Here is a 19,439-nt window from a genome sequence, read left to right on the forward strand (position 1 = left end):
TTTGCGCAGCCTTGCCCGGGTCCTGGCGCCCCATGCCCGGGACCCCAGTTCCGCCTGGCCCGGGGCCCTAGCGCCCCCCTGCCCGGGTCTCAAATTCCGCCTAGCCCGGGACCCTGGTGCCCCCCCTGCCCGGGACCTTTGTGAGGAATCCTATGTTTGAAATAGCCGTTTCGTTTCAAACCCATGATTCCTCACAGAAAAGGGCCTGATAATGTGATTTATCATGGGTTTGAAAAGGACGAGGATAGTAGCGTCAATGTGTGCAGCTTGTGCGCGATTAGCGTCGCCACCGTTGCCACTTGACGCCCACTTCCTTACTTGCGATACTACCTAACAGCACACGCACGATTCGCTGCCAGAGACAGCTGGTTCCCGCGTGCCCGCTTAGACGGGTGCAACGGAGTAAAGGGGCAACCCGCCAGCCGAGGTGGTTGAGTAGATATGTCTTCTCACCCCCGTCGCTCTTGCAGCGCGGGGGTTTTCTTTTTCGAGACACACCCCCGCCACTCTTAAGGCGGGTCGTGCCCGGGAAAGAACAAAGAGGAGGTGTACTACCACATGCCACAGCAGTACAAGATCGATGCCGTTGCCGAGATCGAGTCCAAGATCCAGAACAACGCAGGCGTGTTCGTCGTGAACTACAGCGGTCTCACCGTGCTTCAGGCTCAGGAGCTGCGTCACCAGCTTCGCGAGTCCGGCGCCGAGATGAAGGTTTACAAGAACAACCTGGTGCGTCTGGCCCTCAAGAACCAGGAGCAGCCCGAGATCGACGAGCTTCTCGTCGGCCCGTGCGCTTACGTGTTCTACGAGACCGAGCCCGTGGAGGCCGCTAAGGCCCTCAAGACCTTCGCTGAGAAGTCCAAGGGCGTGCTCGAGATCAAGGGCGGCATCTCCGACGGCGCTGCCGTCAGCGCTGACGAGGTCAAGGCCATCGCCGAGCTTCCCACCAAGGATCAGCTCCTCGGTCAGATCGCCGGTCTCATCAATGGTTTCGCACGCGATATCGCCGTCTGCACCAACGGTGTTGCCAGCGGTCTCGCTCGTACGATCCAGCAGATCTCCGAGCAGAAGGCGGCCTAGCAGCCGGCTTCACGCGCGGTTTGCGCCGCGCACCTCGACGCTCAACGCGTCACACCCACTACATAGATCTCCCTGCCGCGCGGTAGGGAAACCGAAAGGACTTAGAAATGGCTAAGCTTACCAACGAAGAGATCATCGAGGCTCTGAAGGAAATGACCCTGCTCGAGGCTTCCGAGCTCGTCAAGGCTATCGAGGACACCTTCGGCGTGTCCGCCGCTGCTCCGGCTGCCGTCGTGGCCGGCCCGGCTGCCGCTGCTCCCGCCGAGGAGGAGAAGACCGAGTTTGACGTCGTGCTCGAGGGCTTCGGCGACAACAAGATCCAGGTCATCAAGGTCGTCCGTGAGCTCACCTCCCTCGGCCTCAAGGAGGCCAAGGAGGTCGTCGAGAACGCTCCTAAGGCCGTCATCGAGGGTGCCAAGAAGGAGGACGCCGAGGCCGCCAAGGAGAAGCTCGAGGCTGCCGGCGCTGCTGTCACCCTTAAGTAGTTTCTCGCAGGCGCATCGCCTGCAGGCTGCTTGAGCGCATATGCTCTTCATGGGCGGGATCCACGCGAGTGGGTCCCGCCTTTTTGCTTTGCATGGGTGAGCTGCCGTCAGGTGGCGCTCGTTGGGGCAGGTGCGTCCGCGCTGGGGCTCGTCCCCGCTTTCTGTGGGCAGGGCTCACCGAGTTGGCCCACGTTCCTTGTCTCTCGGGGCTGGCCCACTAGGTTAGGTCTTTGCTCCCTTCCTGTTTTACTGGGACGCCTTTTGTCATTGCGAGAAAACCCGCTAAGTTGGGTCTTCGTTCCCTCATTGTTTTCCACAGACAGAGCCCGTAGATGTATATGCACTGTCGATGTGCGAAAGTAGCCGTTTGAAAACATGCCGTTTATTTCAAACCATTGGTAAAGCACATTACCAGGCCCATTTCTGTGCGTAAGTAGCCGTTTGAAACGTAGCGGAGAGTTTCAAACGGCTACTTACGCACATCAAAAGGCGGCAGGATGCCGCGTGTCGGTTTGCCGTGGCGCCGTGTGCCGGCTGCCCGCGGTGCCGAGCAGCGGTTTGCCGTGGCGCCGAATGTGCGCATAACCAACGTTTGAATGGGTTCAAACGTTGGTTTTGCGCACACTCGGCGATCGGCTGGGCATGCAGCCTCGCCCTCCCTGCGGCTGCACGCCCCTGTCTCAAAGGCGTAGAGGCTACAGCACGGCCGAGGCCACGATGTAGACGACGTACAGGAACACGAAGAACACGCCCTCGCGGCGGGTCATGGTGTGCTTGGTACCCACGAACGCGAACCCAACGAGCACGACGGAGAACAGCGCGAGCAGCGCGAAGTCGAGGTTGTAGCTCGTTGCATAGCCAATGGGCGAGAACAGCGCGGGTACGCCCATGACCAGCAGGACGTTGGTGATGTTTGAGCCCACCACGTTGCCGACGGCGATGTCGGTGTTGCCCTTGAACGCCGCCACCACGCTTGTGACGAGCTCGGGCAGGCACGTGCCCAGCGCGATGACGGTGAGCCCGATGATGCGCTCGCTGATGCCGAGCGCCATGGCGATCTCCACCGAGTTGTCCACAACGTGATCGGCCCCGAACTTGAGCAGAACGATGCCGATGAGCACGAGCGCGATCGAGACGTGCATGCCACGGGGTTCGTCCTCCTCGGCGTCCTCGTCCTCGAGCTCATGAGGGTGGATTTGCGTTTCGGGGTCGAGCTCGTCGTGGCCGCTGTCGCCCTCGCGCAGGCCCAGGAACACCGTGTAGCCCATAAAGGCGGCAAACACGACGAGCAGAATGACGCCTTCGAGGGCGGTGAGCGTACCGCCGGTGTTTGACAGCAGCATGAGCAGCAGCACCGAGGCGACGCTCACGGGGATCTCGAATCGCTGCGTATGGCGGGCGAGGGGCAGTCGCGTGATAACGGCGCTCATGCCCAAAATAAGCAGGAGGTTTGCCATGCAGCTGCCCGCGACGTTGCCAAATGCCATGTCCGCATGGCCGTCAACGGCGGAAACGACAGAGACCACGAGCTCGGGCATGGCGGTTCCCACGGCCACGACCGTGAGGCCGATGACGCGGTCGGGCAGGCCAACACGCGCGGCTATCTGGCTCGATCCGTTGACGAGCAGGTCGGCACCCCAAATAAGAAGCGCAAATCCAATGATGATAAAGACGAGTTGCAGGAGCATGGCGTCCTTTCTGATAAGGCATGCAGTCGATGCCGGACCGGTAACAAAGAGGGCGCGGAACGTGTACGCTCCGTGCCCTCGTCGTCGTTTATATGACAGGTTTATCCAGAATATCCGTAAACATATATGCCATGCAAGGATGCGCGCCGCGTTTTTGAAGGAAATCCGGGGAGCACCCATAGGGCCTGCGTGAACAGGGCCCAAACGGCTCGACTGCCGGTCGGGTGAAGTGCGCGCCCAATCACGCGTCCGATCGCTTGCCCCGTCAAGCCTGCACCGTGTATTCGCTGCGGGGCGCGCGGGGCAAGCGGGTCGTGCAGGTCGTACGGGACGTTCGGGACATGCAGAACATGCGAGCCACGCGGGGCAAGCGGGCCGCGCGAGGCGTGCGGGGCGCGCGGTGCAAACAGCTAGTTCGCCTCGACGCCCTCGGTCCATGCGTCCATGTCCTCAATGCGGATCAAGCTCGCCACCTGCACGGCGCCGCCCTGCTCCGCAAGCTGGGCACAGGCCGCGGTGACGTCATGCTCCTGGGCGCGGTTCGTGAGGAGCACCACGCTGCGCTTCCCGTTGTCTCCGCAGCGCACATCGCGGACGCTCGATAGGGACACCCCCGCCTGCTCAAAGGCGGAGATGGCGGGCGCGAGGGCGCCTGCGCGATCCTCCAAGGCGAGGCGGATGTAATAGCGCGTGCTCAGATTGTCGATGGGACGAATGGGGAGAACCTTGGCGTACGGTTCGCTTTCGGCCGCAAGATCGTCGCCCTGGCACAGCGGGCGGGCGAGCTCGAGTATGTCGCCCACCACGGCGCTCGCGGTGGGGAAGGCGCCCGCGCCGGCACCGTAGAACATGGTTTCGCCCACGGCATCGCCCACCATGTACACCGCGTTCATGGCCCCGTTGACGGCGGCGAGCTGGTGATCGGCGGGAATCATGGTGGGGTGCACGCGCACGTCGACGCCGGCGGGCGTGTTGCGCCCAACCGCGAGCAGCTTTACCTTCATGCCCAGCTCGCGGGCCTGCTCGATATCGATCGCCGAGACGTTGCGGATGCCCTGCATGTACACATCGTCGGTGGTCACGCGCGTGTGGAAGGCGATGGAGGAGAGGATGGCGAGCTTGGAGGCGGCGTCAAAGCCGTCGACGTCCGCCGTGGGGTCGGCCTCGGCGTACCCCAGGCGCTGGGCATCGGCGAGCACGTCGGCAAAATCGAGCCCCTCCGCATCCATGCGCGAAAGGATGTAGTTGGTGGTGCCGTTCACGATACCGGCGATGGTGAGGGCCTTGTTGCCGACGAGTGCGTGCTCGAGCGCGTTGACGATGGGGATGCCGCCGCCGCACGCGGCCTCGCAGCGAATTTGGACGCCCGCCGCGCGCGCATGCGCCGCGAGCGTGCCCACCTGCTTTCCAAGCAGCGCCTTGTTGGCGGAGACGACATGCTTGCCGTGGGCGAACGCGTCCTCAAAGATCTCGGTGGCGGGGTGCTCGCCGCCGATGAGCTCCACCACGATGTCGATATCGGGGTCGCTGGTGATGTCGCGCCAGTCACTCGTGAAGGCGTCGCCGGTCAGGCCGAGCTCCGCCGCGCGGTCGGCGTCGAGCGCGCAGCCGCGCGTGACCTCGATATCGATGCCGTACGCATCGATGTAGCTGTCCCGATGCTTTTGGATGAGGCGTACGGTGCCCCCGCCCACGGTGCCGAGTCCGATGACGCCGACATGTACGGTGCGAATTGCCTGCTGCATGGCGCGCTCCTTTGTGTCCGTCGCCCGCCGTCGGCGCGCGATTCCCGCTTGTATGCATAGCCTGCATTCTACCCGCAGGTAGCGTCCACGGCCTCTCCGGCAGCGTAACAACTGTGTAACAAGCTCGGGAGGCCCTGCACGCAGCGTGTCTACGATGGGCTATTTGCATATACGAGGGCGATCGGCGCATCAACGCGCCCGCGATTGTTTCGCCGATATTTCGCATGCGCGTCATTACACTTTTGTGCGGTAAAGCGTGTAAGCTAAAGCAACCTCATCGAAAGACGTCGACGGGGCCAAGATCTCGCCGCGCCTTAGGGCCGGCCGCACGTGAAAGGAGAGCCGCATGTCGTGCCTCACCGGTAAGTCATTCAACCCTGTCATGAATCGCAGAAGCGTTATCGCGGGCGTAGCAGGTTTGGGGGCTGTGGGTATTCTAGCCGGCTGCTCCGGCAACGAGTCCGAGGGCGGCTCCACCGCTGCCGCTGATGATAGCTCCGCGTTCAAGATCGGTGCCATCGGCCCGCTGACGGGCTCCGCCGCGTCGTACGGTACTTCCGTGTGCAACGGCGTTGAGCTCGCCTGTAAGGATTTCTCCACCGACGACCTCAAGTTCGTCAGCAAGTCCGAGGACGACGTCGCCGATGGCGAGAAGTCCGTCAACGCCTTCAATAGCCTCGCCGACTGGGGTATGCAGGCACTCGTTGGCCCCACCACCACCGGCGCTTCGCTTGCCGTGGCCGAGGTCGCCAATCAGGACCCGCAGATGTTCATGATCACCCCGTCCGCCTCGAGCCCCGATGTCACTGCCGACAAGACCTGCGTTTTCCAGGCCTGCTTCAACGACCCCAACCAGGGTGTCAACGCCGCCACGAAGCTTGCCGAGATGTTCCCCGACGAGAAGTTCGTCGTGTTCTACAACTCCGGTGACACCTACTCCTCCGGCATCCGCGACGCCTTCGTGGCAAAGGCCGAGGAGCTCAAGCTTAACATCGTGGATGAGGAGACTTTCAAGGACGATTCCGCCACGAGCTTTACCAACCAGCTCACCAAGGCCAAAGACGCCGGCGCCACGATGATCTTCGCTCCCATCTACTACACCCCCGCCTCCGTCCTGCTGGCTAACGCCAACAAGATGGGCTATGACGTGAAGATGATGGGCTGCGACGGCATGGATGGTATCTTGGGTGTTGAGGGCTTTGACACCGCGCTGGCCGAGGGCCTCTACCTCATGACCCCGTTCTCCGCCGACGACGAGAAGAACGCCGATTTCGTCGCCGCCTACAAGGACGCTTACGACGAGGTGCCCGATCAGTTCGCCGCCGACGCCTACGACGCGGTTCACGCGGTCTCCCTCGCACTCGCCGAGGCCGGTCTGGGTGCCGACGCCGATCCGGCCGACGTCGCCGCCAAGCTGCCCGAGGCAATGACCAAGATCACCGTCGAGGGCCTCACCGGCACCCTCACCTGGAACGACAAGGGTGAGGTCGAGAAGGACCCGATGGTCTACGTAATCAAGGACGGAAAGTACGTAGCGGCCTAAGCGCCGTCCGTCCTGTGCCGCCGCGCGGCGCATCAAGCTACGATGGAGGGGACGGGCCTTTTACCGAGGGTCCGTCCCTTTGCTGTTGCGCCATGTGGCGCGTGAAAGAAGAAAGGGGGAAAGCTATGACGGTCTTTTTGCAGTACCTCGTCAACGGCCTGTCGATGGGAAGCGTCTACGCCATCATCGCCCTGGGCTACACCATGGTGTACGGTATCGCCAAGATGCTCAACTTCGCCCACGGAGACGTCATCATGATCGGCGCCTACATCTCGTTCGTGGTGACCTCGTACATGGGGCTGCCGGCGATCGTGTCGGTCATTGCCGCCGTTGCCGTCTGCACGGCGCTCGGCATTCTCATTGAGGGGCTTGCGTACAAGCCCTTGCGCCAGGCCGGCCCGCTTGCCGTGCTGATCACCGCCATCGGTGTGTCCTATTTTCTGCAGAACGCAGCGCAGCTCATCTGGGGTGCCACGCCCAAGAACTTCACGTCCATCGTGAGCTTCCCGGTGCCGGCGTTCCTCAAGGCTTATAACGTCTCGGCGGTCTCGCTCGTCACGGTGATCGCCTGCCTGCTTATCATGGCGGGCCTCATGTGGTTTACCGGAAAGACCAAGATGGGCAAGGCCATGCGTGCGGTCTCCGAGGACAAGGCGGCCGCCCAACTCATGGGCATCAACGTCAACCGCACCATCTCCATGACATTCGCCATCGGCAGCGCGCTTGCCGCCATCGCTGGCGTGCTGCTGTGCTCCTACAGCCCGGTACTCCAGCCCACCACGGGCTCCATGCCCGGCATCAAGGCCTTCACCGCCGCCGTTTTCGGCGGCATCGGCTCAATCCCCGGTGCGTTCGTGGGTGGCATCCTGCTCGGCATCATCGAGGCCATGGCTCAGGCATACATCTCCACGAGCCTCGCCAACTCCATCGTATTCGGCGTGCTCATCGTGGTGCTGCTCGTCAAGCCCGCCGGACTGTTCGGTAAGTACGTCCCCGAGAAGGTGTAGCGCCATGTTGAAGTTCCTCCAGAACAAGAAGACGCGCAGTGACTTTTTGACGTACGCCCTGGTCATCCTCGCGTTCATTGTCGCGTCCTTCCTCAAGGACGCCGGTATGATCCCGCGCATGATCGCGGGCCAGCTCGTGCCCATCTGCGCCTATATTGTCATGGCCATCTCCCTCAACCTCGTCGTTGGCGTCGCGGGCGACCTGTCGCTCGGCCACGCTGGCTTCATGAGCGTGGGCGCCTACAGCGGCATCGTTGCCGCGATGAGCCTTGCCGAGGCGATTCCCAATGACACGGTCCGTCTCGTGATCGCGCTCATCGTGGGTGCCGCCTGCGCCGCCCTTGCCGGATTCCTCATCGGCATCCCGGTTTTGCGCCTGTCCGGCGATTACCTCGCCATTGTGACACTCGCGTTTGGCGAGATCATCAAAGAGGTCGTCACCTGTCTGATCGTGGGCGTAGACGAGCGCGGACTCCACGTGCTGTTCAATCTCACGGGCAAGCTCACGGTCGATAACCTCGGCCTTTCCGAGACCGGTGTCGCCATTATCAAGGGCGCGCAGGGAGCTTCGGGCACGGACATGATCTCGACGTTCTTTGCCGGCTTCGTGCTGGTCATGGTCGCACTCGTGATCGTGCTCAACCTCGTGCGCAGCCGTACCGGCCGCGCCATCCTAGCCGTGCGCGACAACCGCATCGCCGCGGAGTCCGTGGGCATTTCCACTACCAAGTACCGCATGATCGCCTTTGTGGTCTCCGCCGCCCTCGCTGGTGCCGCGGGTGCGCTGTTCGGCAACAGCTTCTCACAGTTATCCGCCACCAAGTTCGATTTCAACATGTCCATTCTCATTTTGGTCTTCGTCGTCCTGGGTGGCCTGGGCAACATGCGCGGCTCGATCATCGCCGCGACGATCCTCACCATCTTGCCCGAAGCGCTGCGCCAGTTCTCCGACTACCGCATGCTCGTCTACGCCATCGTGCTGATCCTCGTGATGATCGGTACCAACAACGACTCGCTCAAGAACCTGGTGGCGCGCGTTTTCCCCAAGCGCAAGACGTCCGAAGAGGAGGTGTCGGCAGATGCCTAAGTTCGAATTCGAGCGCGGCAAGATGGTGCCGGTCCCCAGCCACTCCATCGTGCCTGAGCGCGACGTCGATTCCGCTCCCGTTCTCGAGGCCTTGCACCTGGGCATCGATTTCGGCGGCCTCAAGGCGGTCGACGACTTCAACCTCACCATTGGCAAGACCGAGATTGCCGGACTCATCGGTCCCAACGGAGCGGGTAAGACCACGGTGTTCAATCTGCTCACTAAGGTGTACGCTCCCACCCGCGGCACCATTCTGCTCAATGGCAACGATACGAGCGGCAAGTCCGTCTACCAGGTCAACCGCATGGGCATCGCCCGCACGTTCCAGAACATCCGCCTGTTCAACACCATGACGGTGGAGGAGAACGTCAAGGTCGGACTGCATAACACCAAGGCCTACTCCACGCTCTCGGGCATCCTGCGCACGCCGGCGTACTGGCGTCGCGAGGCCGAGGCGCACGAGCGCGCCCTCGAGCTGCTGTCAATCTTCGACATGCAGGATCTCGCCAATCATCAGGCGGGGAGCCTCCCTTACGGTGCCCAGCGCCGCCTGGAGATCGTGCGCGCACTCGCCACGAACCCGAGCCTGCTGCTGCTCGACGAGCCCGCCGCCGGCATGAACCCCTCCGAGACCGCCGAGCTCATGGAGAATATCGTCAAGATCCGTGATACCTTCAACATCGCGATCATGCTCATCGAGCACGACATGAGCCTCGTCATGAACATCTGCGAGGGCATCTGCGTGCTGAACTTTGGCAAGGTCATCGCCAAGGGCACGCCCGAGGAGATCCAGAGCAACGAGGCGGTCATCGAGGCGTACCTCGGCAAGCAGAAGGAGGCGTAAGCGCTATGGGAGATATGCATACCGATTCTGTTGCCGTCATGGACGGCGCCGGCGAGCCGGGCGCGGCGGCGGTCGCGGGAGCTGCTGGAGCCGCAGGGGCTGCCGGGGCCGCGGCGGTCGCGGGAGCTGCTGGGGCCGCGGCAAGTGAGGCGAGGTCGGCCACGGGAGCGACGGCGGGAGCTGCGATGAGAGTCGAGAGGGCTGCGGCAAGTGACGCGGGATCGGCCACGGGAGCAGCCGCGGCGGGCGCCCATCAGCTGCTCAAGGTTGAGGGCATCAACGTGTACTACGGCGCGATCCATGCAATCAAGGACGTGTCCTTCTGCGTGAACGACGGCGAGATCGTCGCGCTCATCGGTGCGAACGGCGCCGGCAAGTCGACCACGCTCAAGACCCTTTCGGGGCTGCTGCGCTCGTCCACGGGCTCCATCGAGTTCGCGGGCGAGGACATCATGCGCGTGGCGGCCGACAAGCTGGTGGCGCGGGGGCTGGCGCATGTCCCCGAGGGCCGACGCGTGTTCCAGCAGATGAGCGTCGAGGAGAATCTCGAGATGGGAGCGTACACGCGCCCCGGCTCCGAGGTCGCCCCCGGTCTCGAGCGCGTCTACGCGCATTTTCCGCGTCTCAAGGAGCGCCGTCGCCAGGTGGCGGGCACTCTTTCGGGCGGCGAGCAGCAGATGCTTGCCATGGGGCGCGCGCTCATGAGCTCGCCCAAGCTTCTCATGCTCGATGAGCCCTCCATGGGTCTGGCGCCGATTCTCATCGAGCAGATCTTCCAGATCGTACAGGAGCTGCACGCGGCGGGCACCACGATTTTGCTCGTCGAGCAGAACGCGCAGATGGCGCTCTCGATCGCCAGCCGCGCCTACGTTATGGAAACGGGCAGGATCACCTTGTCCGGCACGGGCGACGAGCTTTTGCACAACGACGACGTGCGCCGCGCCTACCTCGGCGGCTGATGCGTAGCGGGCGGCGGGATCTGAGTTGCCGCCGCCCTTGGGCGGTTGCGGCATATGGAGGCTGCAGTGTGCGAGCGGATACGGCATATGAGTGTTTGCCTTGCCCGGGCCATCGCAGGACACGAGCGACTGCGGCGCCGGGGTTGCCGCAGGGCACGGACAGTTGCGACGCCCGGGCCGCGGTGGGATGCGAGCGATTGCGGTACCCGGGCCGCGGTGGGATGCGAACGATTTCGGCTCTCGATTTGTCGCAGGGTATGGACACTCGCGGCGCCCGGGTTGCCGTAGGATATGAACGATTGCAGGATATGAACGAATCATTCATATCCTGCAGAAAACTCTACCGTTCTGACCAGCTAATTTGTTGAGTCGCCACAAAGCTCCCGTTCATATCCTCAGTGAATGACAGGCAAATCGTTCATATCTTCAAATCATTCATATCCTCGAGGCACGAAAATCGTTCATATCCTCGTAACAAGAAAATCGTTCACAACTTCCAAACGCTCGCATCCGCAACCATCGCGGCTCGATACAATGACGACGGCATTTTCAATGAATGAGGCTGCATGTGTCCGCACGTATGAACGAGGTCGTTTGTGCCCGCAAGCATGAACGGGGCACCCGTGCCCGCAAGTATGAACGAGTCTGCTTACATCCTCAGACATCAACGGGGGCGCCCGCGCTCGCAAGCAGGAACGAAGCCGCCTGCACTCTCGGGCATGAATGAGGCCCGCTCGCTCAAACACGAACGGGGCCTGCACCCTCAAACATGAACGAGGCCGCATGCGAACGCAAGCATGAACGAGGTCGCCCGCGCGCTAAGATGGGTGAGCGTGCCTGCGCCAACGAGCAAGAGTGAACGCGCCTGCATCCGCAGGCGTGCGCAAGGGCACGGGCACCCACCAACGCCTGGATGCTTGATGAGCACGCGCGCTCCGTTTTGCAGAGCGCGCTTGATGAGAAAAGGGAGTATGTATGCTGTACGAGTTTTGCGCCGAGAACCTCACTAACGTGGAGTCGGCCCTCAAGGCCGGGGCGCGTCGCATCGAGCTGTGCGACAACCTCGCGGTGGGCGGCACCACGCCGTCGGCAGGCGTGATCGAGCAGGCGGTCGCCCTCATCCACAAGCACGAAGGCGCAACAGTGCGTGCGATCATCCGTCCACGTGGGGGAGATTTCGTCTACAGCAAGGCGGAGTTCAAGGCCATGGAGACCGATATCCGCTATGCGGGGGCCAACGGCGTCGACGGCGTGGTGATCGGCTGCCTCAAGCGCAACGGCTCGGGTGACGGCTTCGAGCTCGACCGCGAGGGGACGGAGCGCCTCGTCAAGGTTGCGCAAAGTGTGGGCGAGATGCGCGGGAGGGAGCTCGGCATCACGTTCCACATGGCCTTCGATGCGCTGGACCCTCAGACCGAGCTTGACGCCATCGACGTCCTTGTGGAGCTTGGCGTCGACCGTATTCTCACGCACGGCGGCGCGGCGGGAACGCCCATTGAGGACAACCTCGACCGGCTCAAGGCCTGCATCGATCGAGCCGGCAGTCGCCTGGTCATCTTGCCCGGAGGCGGTATCACGTACGAGAACGCGCCCGCCGTGGCGAGTGCTCTTGGAGTGACGGAGCTGCACGGCACCAAGATCGTGCGGCTGTAGAGGCCCTTCGACATCGTTGAGTACGAGCACAGGGAGCTGCACGGCACTAAGATCGTCGCCTGTAGAGGCGCCTTGTGGTCGGGTGTCCTTGGGCGCCCTCACCGTCTCTCGAAAACTCAGCGCTTCCCGTGGCGCTTCATCGTCGCTCGCCCGCGTTCCACGAGTTTGGCTTCCGCGGCGCGCTCCCGCTCGGTGAGTCGGCTCATCACGCGACCAAAGGTCGCCGCAAGCAACTGCTGAAAGATGGTTCCGCACATCACGGGAAACACGACCTCGCCGGGAAAATACTGCGCCGCAATGACGGCGCCCGACGAGATGTTGCGCAGCCCGCAGTCGAATCCCATGGTCACCAGTGTCGAAAACGGCTGGTGCAAGAGGCGCGCGGCGATCATGCCCCACAAAAACCCCGAGCTCGCAAACACGAGGATGAACAGCGCGACGCCGGCTCGTTCCCACGTCATGCTCAGGATGTACTCGCTCATCTGCGTCGAGTTGGCTGTGATGATGACGAGCAACAGCATCTTGCACAGCGGATCGATGCTGGGCGAGAGGACATCGTGGCCCCAGCCGCGCGTGAGGTCGTTCACCGCCATGCCGGCCAGGGCGGGCAGGGCGATCATAAAGACCATGTTGATCATCATGCCCAGGGCGTCCATGTGAATGGTGGCGCCCATGAGCAGCTTGAGTGTGAGCGGAATCGAGAACGGCGCGAGCACGGTCGAGACGAGGATGGCGCTCAGGCCCAGGGCGGTATTGCCGGAGAACATGCCGACCCACATAAAGCTCACGATGCCGATGGGCACGCTGTATTCCAGCAGGATGCCCGTGATGATATTCACGTTGCCGGCAAACAGCAGGGACGCGAGCGCAAACGCAAGGATGGGCATTGCCACCAGCGTGATCGCCAGAATGACGATGAGCGGCAGGGGGTGCCGAACGGTCTCTGCAAGCTGGCGAAACGTGTTGTTGAGCGATCCCTGAAACGTCATGAAGGCGAACAGCGCGGGGACGATTGGCTCGAAGGTGCCGAACACGCGCGGAAAGAGAACGCCCGCCGCCACGCAGAACAGGACGATGAGGGGCATGTGCGCCCCGATCGCCTTGCCCATCCGCCGCCAAGCCTCCATGTGGTCCTCCTTGCATGCCTGCATGGCCAAAATCGCGTTCCAGCATAGTCCGCGCGGGTTACGGTCTTGTTTCGCGCATGTGGGCTCTCGCGTGTTTCTCACACAGGTTGCCGGCTCGCGCGTTGCCGCTCCTTGTGCGGGGCGAGCTACCAGAGGCGTGTCGACCGCGCCGAGTGAGCGCTTTTCCAACGTTTGGCCGCCTCAAACGTTGGAAAAGCGCTCACTCGGCACAATTCCAAGGACCGTGAGCTGCCCACGCCGTCTGCCGGGGCGGCGCGGTTTTGTCCGCCCACGCGTGTATACTGAACTCGTTCAACACGCATGCCCGCCGCAGTGGGCAATCATTTAGGATTTGATCTTTATGCCGAGCAGATCTCGCTTTGGCCGTGCGGCAACCACGGCCCCTTCGGTTTTCCCCCTCCCTTCAATGCTGGAGAAGGGGGCACGCCATGGCATCGCTTAAGACGACGCACCGGTGGTGTCTGGCAAAAAACGACCCGTCGCTTGAGGACGAGCTCGCCGCGGGCCTGGACGTGGCTCCGCTCGTCGCGCGGATCATGGTCGCCCACGGCATCAAGTCGGTGGATGAGGGAAGGCTCTTCCTCACGCCCTCGCTTGAGCGCGATTGGGCCGATCCGCTCCTCATTCCGGGGATGGCCGAGGTCGCGGATCGCGTGGAGCGCGCGGTGCGCACCGGCGAGCCCATCGCGGTGTTCGGTGACTTCGACGTTGACGGCATCACCTCGACGTGCCTGCTCACGGAGGCCCTACGTACCCTCGGTGCGCGCGTGCGCCCCTTTATCCCGCATCGATTCGACGAGGGCTACGGGCTGACCTGCCAGGCGCTCGACCGCGTGATCGAGGCATGCTCGCCCTCGCTGGTCATCACGGTGGACAACGGCATAGCCGCCCGCGACGAGGTTGGCCACCTCATCGAGCGGGGCATCGATATCGTGGTGACCGACCATCATGAGCCCGCGGACCTCGTTCCCGTGGGCATCCCCGTCACCGATCCCAAGATGGCCGCGCACGGCCCCAGTCGCGAGCTGGCGGGTGTGGGCGTTGCCCTCAAGCTCGTGCAGGTGCTGGGGGAGCGTTTGGGCAACCCCAACTTGTGGCGGGCTTTCACCGAGGTGGCGGCGCTGGGAACGGTGAGCGACATGATGACGCTCACCCCCGAAAACCGCGCTCTCGTGGCGGACGGCATCGCGCATATGCGCACCACCACGCGGCCGGGCTATGTGGCCCTCGCCGCCGTCACCCGCACGGACCTTGCGACCATAACCGCCGACGCGCTCTCGTTCTCCCTCATCCCGCGTCTCAACGCCGCGGGCCGCATGGCCGACCCCGCGCTCGCGCTCAACCTGCTGATGGCCCGCGACGCCCAGGAGGCGGCGCGCCTCGCGGCCTCCCTCGAGGAGATCAACCAGGAGCGCCGCTCCATCGAGGCGGAGCTGACCGAGCAGGCGGAGGCGATTGCCGAGCGGACCTACGACGGCGGCCGCGTGATCGTCGTGGGCGGCGAGGGCTGGCACGAGGGAGTCAAGGGTATCGTCGCCAGTCGCCTGGTCAATCGCTACCACGTTCCCACGCTCCTGTTCTCCATCGAGGACGGCGTCGCGCGTGGATCGGGTCGCTCGGTGGGCGCCGTGAACCTCTTCGAGGCGGTCGAGAAGTGCTCGGACTTGCTCATCCGATTCGGCGGGCATGCCGGGGCGGTGGGCGTGACCTGCGCGGCCGAGAACCTCGATGCGCTGCGCGAGCGTTTGGGTGCCGTCCTCGCGGAGCTCCCGGCGGAGGACTTCGAGGACCGCGGCGAGGTCGCCGCCACCGTGCGTCTCTCCGAGCTCGACATCGATACCATCCGCCAGATCGGCATGCTCGAGCCGTTTGGCCAGGGCAACAAGGTGCCGTTGCTCGCCGCCTGCGGCGTCACGATGTGCGATCGCGCCGTTGTGGGCAAGACGGGCGACCACATGCGCTTTGTGGCAACCGATGGGGCGTCGAGCGTGCCCGCCATCATGTTCCGCGTGCCCGAGGTGGAAGAGCTGGTCAATTGCGACACCGTGGTCGATCTGGTCTTCGAGGCGGTCGCCGAGTGCTGGCAGGGACGGGTCAAGCCCAAGCTCATGATCAAGGACATTCTGCGCCGTTGCGATGACGACGCTCGTTGCTCCGCGGTGGGCGTGGCTTCCGCGGACCAGGGCGCCTCCGCGGTCCAGGCGCTTGCGGACGCCCTGCCCGCCGATCCCGCCACGTGCGCCCTCTCTTCCTCAGCGCGCGGTCGCGACCTACCCGTTCCGGCCGATGCCGAGCGCCGCGCCGCCTTGGCGCAGCTCCCCTACGACCAGCTCACGCGCTCGCTCGTGCATGCCCTCATTGGGTCCGCGACTCCCCATCGGGCGCAAGTCGAGGCCCTCGATGCGCTCAAGTGCGGCCGCAACACGCTCGCCGTCATGGGCACGGGGCGCGGCAAATCGCTCGTCTTCCACGTCCACGCGGTCCGCGAAGCGATCCTCAACGGTCGGGCGAGCGTGTTCGTCTACCCGCTGCGCGCGCTCGTCGCCGATCAGTCGTTTCATCTGGCGGCATCGCTCGCCAAGCTCGGCACCCGGGTGGGCGTGCTGACCGGCGAGACGCCCTCGGACGCGCGCGATCGCCTATTTGGCCAGCTCGCCGTCGGCAAGCTCGATATCGTGCTCACCACCCCCGAGTTCCTCTCCATCCACCGCGAGCGCTTCGCCGCGTCCCGGCGCATCGGGTTCGTCGTGGTGGACGAGGCGCACCATATGGCGGGCGCCAAGGGCGGGGACCGGACCGCGTATCTCGAGATGCCCGCGATCCTCGACCTCTTGGGCTCGCCGCGCGTGCTGGCGGCCACCGCCACGGCGTCGACGGACGTCGCGGATGAGATCTGCCGCCTGGCGCGCATCGACAAGGTCGTGGTGGACGCCGCCGTGCGCGACAACCTTGGGCTGGACGACGAGCGCGACCTCGCCAACCGCGAAAACCGCCTGGTGTCGATCGTGGCGAACGGGGAGAAGTGCGTTGTGTACGTCAACTCCCGCGATCAGTCCGTCGCTCTGTGCCGCACCCTGCGCCGCCGCGTGCCTGAGCTGGGCACACGCATCGCGTTCTACAACGCCGGCCTCTCCCGCGCCGACCGCACCGCCGTCGAGGCGGCGTTCCGGTCGGGCGAGCTGACCTGCATCGTGTCGACGTCTGCCTTCGGAGAGGGCGTGAACCTGCCGGACATCCGCCATGTGGTGCTCTATCACATGCCGTTCGGGTCCATCGAGTTCAACCAGATGAGCGGCCGCGCGGGCCGCGATGGCGCGCCGGCTCGCATCCACCTGCTGTACTCGCGCCGCGATGCCCGCATCAACGAGCGCCTGCTCGACGCCGCTGCGCCCGAGCGCAGCGTGCTCGTCACGCTGTACCGTGCGCTGCAGACCATGTGGCGCCACGGTCGCAGCGAAACGGGGGACGATGCGTTTTGCGCGAGCGATCTGGACATCGCGCAGATGTGCCTGGCCATCGACGCGCGGACGCCGGTCGACGAGCGCGCCGTCCCCAGCGGCCTGGCGATCTTTGAGGAGCTGGGGTTTGCGCGCGTGTGGGCCGACGGGCAGACGCGGCGCATCGCCATGATCGAGCACCCCGGGCACGTGGATCTGGATCGCTCGATTCGTTATCTCGAGGGCATCCACGCCCGCATGGAGTTCTCGGCGTTCAGGGATTGGGCCCTCTCCGCCCCCGCCCGTGATATGCTGGCACGCATCAACCGTCCCATTACCCCGCAGATGAGCGAGGGAGGTACCATCGATGGATAAGGCAAGCGCCGAGTCGAAGCGTCCCAAGGCCATGGAGTGGAAACAGGGCTCAGAGCCCCTGTTGCCGAGTGACGAGATGGTGCATTACGCACATGCCGACGACCTCCCCACCGAGTTCATGGCCGACAACTTCGATCGCTTGGACAACCTGGTCCGCAAGTACATGAGCGAGCAGGATCGCGACCTCGTCGAGCTCGCCTACTGCTTTGCCGCCGAGAAGCACTGCGCGCAGAAGCGCCGCAGCGGCGAGGCCTACATCAACCACCCCGTTGAGGTCGCCATCATCTTGGCGGAGCTCAAGATGGACTGCGATGTGGTGTGCGCCGCGCTGCTGCACGATACGGTCGAGGACACCACCACCTCGCTTGACGACGTGACCACGTACTTTGGCGAGACGGTCGCCGAGTTGGTGGACGGCGTTACCAAGCTCACGAACATCGACGTCGACACCATGGACGAGAAGCAGGCCCTCAACCTGCGCAAGATGTTCTTGGCCATGAGCCGCGACATCCGCGTGGTGATCGTCAAGTTGGCCGACCGCCTGCACAACATGCGCACGCTGGCGGCCCTGCGCGAGGACCGGCGCCTGTTCAAGGCGCGCGAGACCATGGACGTGTACGCGCCGCTCGCCGACCGCCTGGGCATGAGCTCCATCAAGTGGGAGCTCGAGGACCTGTCCTTCTTCTACCTTGAGCCCGAGGCGTATCAGCGCATCGCCCGCATGGTGAGCGAGAGCCGCGAGGTCCGTGAGCGCTTCCTGACCGAGACCATCAAGGCCCTCGACGATGAGCTCAAGCACGTGGGCCTTGTGGGGTATCAGATCGCCGGGCGCTCCAAGCACTATTGGTCGATCTATCAAAAGATGAAGCGCAAGGGCAAGGAGTTCTCCGAGATCTACGACCTGGTGGCGCTGCGCGTCATCACCAATTCGATCGCGGATTGCTATTCGGCCCTGGGTGCCGCGCACTCGCTGTGGACCCCCATGCCCGGTCGCTTCAAAGATTACATCAACATGCCCAAGGCCAATAACTACCAGAGCCTTCACACGACGGTCATCGGCCCCACGGCGCGTCCGCTCGAGATCCAGATTCGCACGTACGAGATGCACGAGCAGGCGGAATACGGCATCGCCGCGCACTGGCTCTACAAGCGCTCGGGAGGCTCGAACGCCGTCAAGGCGACGAGCGCCCAGCGTCTCGACGATCAGATCAACGCTCTCAAGCGCAGCTTGGACTGGGCGGCCAACGACGATATCGAGGATCCCAAGGAGTTCCTGCACTCGCTCAAGGTCGACCTGTACGACCAGGAGATCTTCGTGTTCACCCCCAAGGGCGAGGTCATGAACCTGCACTCCGGCTCCACGCCGCTCGATTTCGCCTACTCGGTGCACACCGAGGTGGGCAACCACTGCGTTGGTGCCAAGATCAACGGTGCCGTGGCGCCGCTCACGCACACGCTCGCCATGGGCGACCGCGTGGAGATCCTCACCAACAAGAACGCCAAACCCTCGCGCGACTGGCTGAATATCGTCAAGACCTCGAGCGCCAAGTCCAAGATCCGTCGCTATTTCGCCGCGGCGACCAAGGACGAGGACGCCACCGCGGGACGCGAGATGCTCGCCCGCGACCTGCGCAAGCGCGGATACGGCATCTCCACGCCCCGCTCGACGCGCGCCCTCAACACCGTGGCGGGCGACATGAACTACAAGGCGCTCGAGGATCTGTTCGCCGCGGTGGGCGCCGGCAAGGTGCAGCCGCGCGCCGTGGGCAATAAGGTCCAGGCCATCCTCGACCCGCGCCCGCAGGATCCCGCGGCGGCCAAGGCAAAGGCCATTGCGGGCGTGGTGCATCAGCCTCCGCGCACGGGCAACAACCAGGCAAGGCGCTCCAAGGGCAGCTCGGGCGTTCTGGTGGAGGGTGCCGAGGGCGACAGCATGCTGGTTCGCCTGGCGCATTGCTGCAACCCCGTCACGGGCGACGACATCGTTGGGTTCATCACCCGCGGCCGCGGCGTGTCCGTGCATCGCGCCACGTGCCCCAACGTCAAGGGGCTCATGGAGCATCCCGAGCGCATGATTGGCGTCAGCTGGGATACGGGGGCGGACGCCCTGTTCCAGGTCGAGGTCGTGGTGGAGTGCATCGACCGCATGGGTCTGCTCAAGGACGTCACCATCGCGATCGGCGATGCGGGTGGCAACATCCTGTCCGCCGCGACGTCCACCAATCGCGAGGGCATCGCGACACTGCGGTTCCTCATCGAGATCTCCGACGCGAGCCGCCTCGATCCGCTCCTGGGCGCCATCGGCGCCGTCGAGAGCGTCTACGATGCCCGCCGCCTCATGCCCGGCGAGGGCAACAAGACCATGAAGCGCAGGTCGCGCTAACCCGG

The 19,439-nt window shown here is 64.0% G+C and carries 13 protein-coding genes; 10 read left to right on the forward strand and 3 right to left on the reverse strand.

Annotated elements, in window-relative coordinates; translation table 11 throughout:
* Positions 1-558 precede the first annotated feature (558 nt).
* A complete protein-coding gene (rplJ, locus tag LK434_RS00690; protein ID WP_006720975.1) occupies positions 559-1,080 on the forward strand; it encodes a 50S ribosomal protein L10 in 522 nt (173 codons plus the stop codon).
* Between the two features lie 107 nt (positions 1,081-1,187).
* Positions 1,188-1,565, forward strand: coding sequence for a 50S ribosomal protein L7/L12 (gene rplL, locus LK434_RS00695; protein ID WP_006720976.1), 378 nt, complete (start codon positions 1,188-1,190; stop codon positions 1,563-1,565).
* A gap of 695 nt (positions 1,566-2,260) precedes the next feature.
* Here the strand turns inward: rplL and LK434_RS00700 are convergent.
* Together LK434_RS00700 and LK434_RS00705 are read right to left on the reverse strand one after the other, a co-directional pair.
* Positions 2,261-3,253 carry a calcium/sodium antiporter gene (locus tag LK434_RS00700; RefSeq protein WP_006720978.1) on the reverse strand — a complete coding sequence of 331 codons (993 nt, stop codon included), beginning with the start codon at positions 3,251-3,253 and terminating at the stop codon, positions 2,261-2,263.
* Between the two features lie 410 nt (positions 3,254-3,663).
* Positions 3,664-4,998, reverse strand: a complete 1,335-nt coding sequence (locus LK434_RS00705; protein ID WP_006720979.1) for a homoserine dehydrogenase — start codon at positions 4,996-4,998, stop codon at positions 3,664-3,666.
* Positions 4,999-5,344: 346 nt separating this feature from the next.
* Here LK434_RS00705 and LK434_RS00710 point away from each other — a divergent pair, with 346 nt between their 5' ends.
* The 6 genes from LK434_RS00710 to LK434_RS00735 all read left to right on the forward strand — a co-directional run bounded on the left by LK434_RS00710 (position 5,345) and on the right by LK434_RS00735 (position 12,091).
* Positions 5,345-6,541: an ABC transporter substrate-binding protein gene (locus LK434_RS00710; RefSeq protein ID WP_006720980.1), complete on the forward strand. Its 1,197-nt coding sequence runs from the start codon at positions 5,345-5,347 to the stop codon at positions 6,539-6,541.
* Between the two features lie 125 nt (positions 6,542-6,666).
* Positions 6,667-7,548, forward strand: coding sequence for a branched-chain amino acid ABC transporter permease (locus LK434_RS00715; protein WP_040360995.1), 882 nt, complete (start codon positions 6,667-6,669; stop codon positions 7,546-7,548).
* 4 nt (positions 7,549-7,552) lie between these two features.
* On the forward strand, positions 7,553-8,635 hold the full coding sequence (locus LK434_RS00720) for a branched-chain amino acid ABC transporter permease (RefSeq protein WP_006720982.1): 1,083 nt from the start codon (positions 7,553-7,555) through the stop codon (positions 8,633-8,635).
* Positions 8,628-9,479 (forward strand): ABC transporter ATP-binding protein, encoded by an 852-nt coding sequence (locus LK434_RS00725; RefSeq protein ID WP_006720983.1) that lies wholly within the window; start codon positions 8,628-8,630, stop codon positions 9,477-9,479. Before LK434_RS00720 ends, LK434_RS00725 begins: the two co-directional genes overlap by 8 nt.
* A gap of 257 nt (positions 9,480-9,736) precedes the next feature.
* Entirely contained in the window at positions 9,737-10,438 is a 702-nt protein-coding gene (locus LK434_RS00730) for an ABC transporter ATP-binding protein (RefSeq protein ID WP_040361167.1), read from the forward strand.
* Positions 10,439-11,413: 975 nt separating this feature from the next.
* Entirely contained in the window at positions 11,414-12,091 is a 678-nt protein-coding gene (locus LK434_RS00735; RefSeq protein WP_006720988.1) for a copper homeostasis protein CutC, read from the forward strand.
* Positions 12,092-12,207: 116 nt separating this feature from the next.
* On the opposite strand, the gene LK434_RS00740 is transcribed toward LK434_RS00735, so the two are convergent.
* Entirely contained in the window at positions 12,208-13,218 is a 1,011-nt protein-coding gene (locus LK434_RS00740) for a bile acid:sodium symporter family protein (protein WP_040360997.1), read from the reverse strand.
* Between the two features lie 449 nt (positions 13,219-13,667).
* On the opposite strand from LK434_RS00740, the gene recJ reads away from it, so the two are divergent.
* The gene (gene recJ, locus LK434_RS00745) at positions 13,668-17,051 is read left to right on the forward strand and encodes a single-stranded-DNA-specific exonuclease RecJ (protein WP_006720991.1); all 3,384 of its coding nucleotides are present in this window, start codon (positions 13,668-13,670) and stop codon (positions 17,049-17,051) included.
* 31 nt (positions 17,052-17,082) lie between these two features.
* Positions 17,083-19,434, forward strand: a complete 2,352-nt coding sequence (locus tag LK434_RS00750) for a RelA/SpoT family protein (protein WP_040361168.1) — start codon at positions 17,083-17,085, stop codon at positions 19,432-19,434.
* Positions 19,435-19,439: the final 5 nt, after the last annotated feature.

Source organism: Collinsella stercoris DSM 13279, assembly GCF_020735465.1.
Lineage (GTDB): Bacteria > Actinomycetota > Coriobacteriia > Coriobacteriales > Coriobacteriaceae > Collinsella > Collinsella stercoris.

What these genes read in the sequence shown, in the direction of transcription:
- recJ (WP_006720991.1), top strand. Translation starts at nt 13,668, where the DNA reads ATGGCATCGCTTAAGACGACGCACCGGTGGTGTCTGGCAAAAAACGAC.
- LK434_RS00735 (WP_006720988.1), top strand. Translation starts at nt 11,414, where the DNA reads ATGCTGTACGAGTTTTGCGCCGAGAACCTCACTAACGTGGAGTCGGCC.
- LK434_RS00715 (WP_040360995.1), top strand. Translation starts at nt 6,667, where the DNA reads ATGACGGTCTTTTTGCAGTACCTCGTCAACGGCCTGTCGATGGGAAGC.
- LK434_RS00725 (WP_006720983.1), top strand. Translation starts at nt 8,628, where the DNA reads ATGCCTAAGTTCGAATTCGAGCGCGGCAAGATGGTGCCGGTCCCCAGC.
- rplJ (WP_006720975.1), top strand. Translation starts at nt 559, where the DNA reads ATGCCACAGCAGTACAAGATCGATGCCGTTGCCGAGATCGAGTCCAAG.
- LK434_RS00750 (WP_040361168.1), top strand. Translation starts at nt 17,083, where the DNA reads ATGGAGTGGAAACAGGGCTCAGAGCCCCTGTTGCCGAGTGACGAGATG.
- rplL (WP_006720976.1), top strand. Translation starts at nt 1,188, where the DNA reads ATGGCTAAGCTTACCAACGAAGAGATCATCGAGGCTCTGAAGGAAATG.
- LK434_RS00720 (WP_006720982.1), top strand. Translation starts at nt 7,553, where the DNA reads ATGTTGAAGTTCCTCCAGAACAAGAAGACGCGCAGTGACTTTTTGACG.
- LK434_RS00740 (WP_040360997.1), bottom strand. Translation starts at nt 13,218, where the DNA reads ATGGAGGCTTGGCGGCGGATGGGCAAGGCGATCGGGGCGCACATGCCC.
- LK434_RS00705 (WP_006720979.1), bottom strand. Translation starts at nt 4,998, where the DNA reads ATGCAGCAGGCAATTCGCACCGTACATGTCGGCGTCATCGGACTCGGC.
- LK434_RS00710 (WP_006720980.1), top strand. Translation starts at nt 5,345, where the DNA reads ATGTCGTGCCTCACCGGTAAGTCATTCAACCCTGTCATGAATCGCAGA.
- LK434_RS00700 (WP_006720978.1), bottom strand. Translation starts at nt 3,253, where the DNA reads ATGCTCCTGCAACTCGTCTTTATCATCATTGGATTTGCGCTTCTTATT.